Annotated in this window: 1 protein-coding gene; it reads left to right on the forward strand. The window is 64.6% G+C overall.

Features of this window, described 5'->3' with window-relative positions; translation table 11 throughout:
* A partial coding sequence (locus FW796_RS31780; protein ID WP_446440693.1) for a condensation domain-containing protein occupies positions 1-3,796 on the forward strand: 3,796 nt, incomplete at both ends.

Raw genomic sequence — 3,796 nt, forward strand, 5'->3', positions numbered from 1 at the left:
ACAGGCGCTGCAAGCCCAGACCCTGGAAAGCGCATTACAGGCCCTGACGGTGCAGCACGATGCCCTGCGCCTGCGTTTTACCGAACATCAGGGCATGTGGAGCGCAGCCTTTGCCGACGCCGATGAGTCGGTGCAACTGCTGTGGCAGGCCAATGTGGTCGACGCCCAGGCGTTGCAGCAGTTTGCCGGGCAGGCCCAGCGCAGTCTCGACCTGCAGGCCGGCCCGTTGTTGCGTGGCGTGCTGTTCACCCTGGCCGATCAGAGCCAGCGCCTGTTGCTGATCGTCCATCACCTGGTGGTGGATGGGGTGTCCTGGCGGATTCTCCTGGAGGATCTGCAAGCCCTGTTGGGCAATCAGGCGCTGCCGACCAAGTCCAGCTCGACCCAGGCCTGGGCCGGGCAATTGCAAGCCTATGCCAACAGCGCGGCGCTGCAGCAGGAGCTGGCTTACTGGCAGGCGCAACTGCAGGGTGTCGAGCCGAACCTGCCCTGTGACCATGGCCACGACGGTTTGCAGAACCAGCACGCGAGCAGTGTCGAAACCCGGCTGAGCAAGGGTGATACCCAGCGCCTGTTGCAGGACGCGCCGGCAGCCTATCGCACCCAGATCAACGATCTGCTGCTCACCGCTCTGGCCCGGGTCATTACCCGCTGGACCGGCGACAGCAGCGCCCTGGTGCAACTGGAAGGCCACGGCCGCGAAGAGCTGTTCGACAGCATCGACCTGAGCCGCACCGTGGGCTGGTTCACCAGCGTGTTCCCGGTGAAGCTGACACCGCAGCCGGCGCTGGCCGACTCGATCAAGCTCATCAAGGAACAGCTGCGGGCGGTGCCGAACAAGGGCATCGGCTTCGGTGCCTTGCGCTACCTAGGGGATGCGCAAGCACAGACAGCCCTCGCCGCACTGGCGGTGCCGCGCATCACCTTCAACTACCTGGGCCAGTTCGACGGCAGTTTCGATGAGCAGCAGGCATGGTTTGTCCCGGCCAATGAGGCCAAGGGCGACGACCAGAGCCTGCAAGCCCCCCTGGGCAACTGGCTGACCCTCAACGGTCAGGTCTATGGCGGTGAGCTGAGCCTAGGCTGGAACTTCAGCCAGGCGATGTTCGATACCACCACCATCCAGCGCCTGGCAGACGAGTATGCCCAGGAGCTCCAGGCCCTGATCGAGCATTGCAGCCAGCCCGAGCACCGTGGCGCGACGCCGTCGGACTTCCCGCTGGCCGGCTTGAACCAGCAGCAGCTGGACCGCTTGCCGCTGGCCCTGGCCAAGGTCGAAGACCTTTATCCGCTGTCGCCGATGCAGCAAGGCATGCTGTTCCACACTCTGTATCAAGAGGAGGGCGGCGACTACATCAACCAGTTGCGGGTGGACGTGGACGGGCTCGATCCCGAGCGCTTCCGCCAGGCCTGGCAGGCAACCATCGAGCGCCATGACATCCTGCGTAGCGGTTTCCTCTGGCAGGGCGAGCTGCCGGCGCCGATCCAGGTGGTGTACAAGCAGGTCAGCCCGGAGTGTGCTGAGCACGACTGGCGCTCGACGCAACAGGCCCCGCAAGCCCTGGACGCCCTGGCGGCGACCGAACGTCAACGGGGCTTCGATCTGGCCGTTGCACCTCTGTTGCGCCTGACTCTGGTGCGTACTGGCGAACAGCGCTACCACCTGATCTACACCAACCACCACATCCTGATGGATGGCTGGAGCAACTCGCAGTTGCTCGGTGAAGTACTGCAACGTTATGCCGGTCAATTGCCGCAGCACTTGACCGGGCGCTACCGCGACTACATCGCCTGGCTGCAACGCCAGGACGCAACCCTCAGTGAGCATTTCTGGAAACAGCAACTGCAGGGGCTGGATGAGCCGACCCGTCTGGCCCAGGCCATTGCTACCGGTGCACGTGCGCCGCTGGAGGAGGGGCATGGTAGCCATGGCTGCACCCTCGACGAGGTCCAGACCCGCAGCCTGGGCGAGTTTGCCCGCCAGCAGAAAGTCACGGTCAACACCCTGGTGCAGGCCGCCTGGCTGTTGCTGCTGCAACGCTGCACCGGGCAAGACACGGTGGTGTTCGGCGCCACGGTGTCCGGCCGGCCGGCGGAACTCAAGGGCGTGGAGCAGCAGATCGGCCTGTTCATCAACACCTTGCCGGTGGTGGCCGCGCCACGTCCGCAGTTGTCGGTCAGCGACTGGTTGCAGGCTGTGCAGGAGCGCAACCTGGCCCTGCGTGACTTTGAACACACGCCGCTGTACGACGTGCAGCGCTGGGCCGGCCTGGGGGGCGAGGCCCTGTTCGACAACATCCTGGTGTTCGAGAACTACCCGGTGTCCGAAGCCCTGGAGAAAGGTTCGCCGGCACAGTTGCAATTTGGCGCGGTAGGCAATCATGAGCAGACCAACTATCCGCTGACGTTGTCGGTGTTTGTCGCTGAACGCTTGTCGTTCGACTACAGCTATTCGTGCCAGCACTTCAGTGGCGCAGTGATCCGGCAACTGGCCGAGGGTCTGCAGCACCTGCTGCTGGCCATGATCGGCAACCCCGGGCAGTGCCTGGGGGATCTTTCGCTGCTCAGCGACGGGCAACGGGCAGCCGTTGAACAAGAGTCCCGCCGGGCGGCCGGGCAAGTGGGCCGAGACCTGAATATCCACCAGTTGATCGAAGCCCAGGCCGCGCGCACTCCGGATGCCGTGGCGCTGCTGTGCGCCGGTGAGCAACTGAGCTATGGCCAGTTCAACCAGCGGGCCAACCAGTTGGCCCATAAGCTGATCGAGCAGGGCGTGGGCCCGGATGTGCGGGTGGGCATCGCCGTGGAACGTGGGCTGGACATGATTGTCGGCTTGCTGGCGGTGCTCAAGGCTGGCGGCGCCTATGTGCCGCTGGACCCTGAGTACCCCCAGGAGCGCCTGCACTACATGATGCAGGACAGCGGCATCCAGTTGCTGCTGACCCAGTCGCCGCTGCTGGAGCGTTTGCAGGATGGCCTCGTGGTGCCGTACCTGTGCCTGGACCAGGCTCCCGTCTGGCTGGCCGGTATGGCGCAGGGCAACCCGCCAGAGCGCAGCAGTGCAGAAAACCTGGCCTACGTGATGTACACCTCCGGCTCCACCGGCCGGCCCAAGGGCGTAGGCATCACCCACAACGCCCTGAGCCAGCATGCACGGGCCACCGCCAGCTATTTCAACATGACGGCTACGGACCGTGGCTTGCAGTTCTCCACCTTCAACTTTGATGCCTTTGTCGAACAGCTGTACCCGGCGCTGATCCGTGGTGCTTCGGTGGTGATCCGCGGCAAGGAGCTGTGGGACAGCGAAACCTTCTACCGCGAGCTGATCGAACAAGGCATCAGCATCGTCGACTTGAGCACCGCCTACTGGTTCATGCTGGGCAAGGACTTCGCCGCCAAGGGGCCGCGGGACTTTGGCCGCCTGCGTCAGCTCAACCTGGGGGGCGAGGCCATGCCGGCGGAAGGTGTGGCCGCCTGGAAACAGGCCGGCCTGAAACACGCCTGCCTGCTCAACACCTACGGGCCGACCGAGGCCACCGTGAGTGCCACGGCCCATGACTGCGGTGCCTACCTGAAGGGGACCGAGCCGCTGCCGGCGGTGATTCCACTGGGCAAGGCCCTGCCGGGCCGCTCTATCTATTTGCTGGACAACAGCGGCAACCTGCCGCTCAACGGTGTGATTGGCGAGCTGATGATCGGTGGCGACCTGCTGGCCCGGGGTTACCACGACCGCCCAGGCCTGACTGCCGAGCGTTTCATTCCCGATCCGTTCAGTAGCGATGGCGGTCGCTTGTAT

It is taken from the genome of Pseudomonas sp. 910_21, from assembly GCF_052850735.1.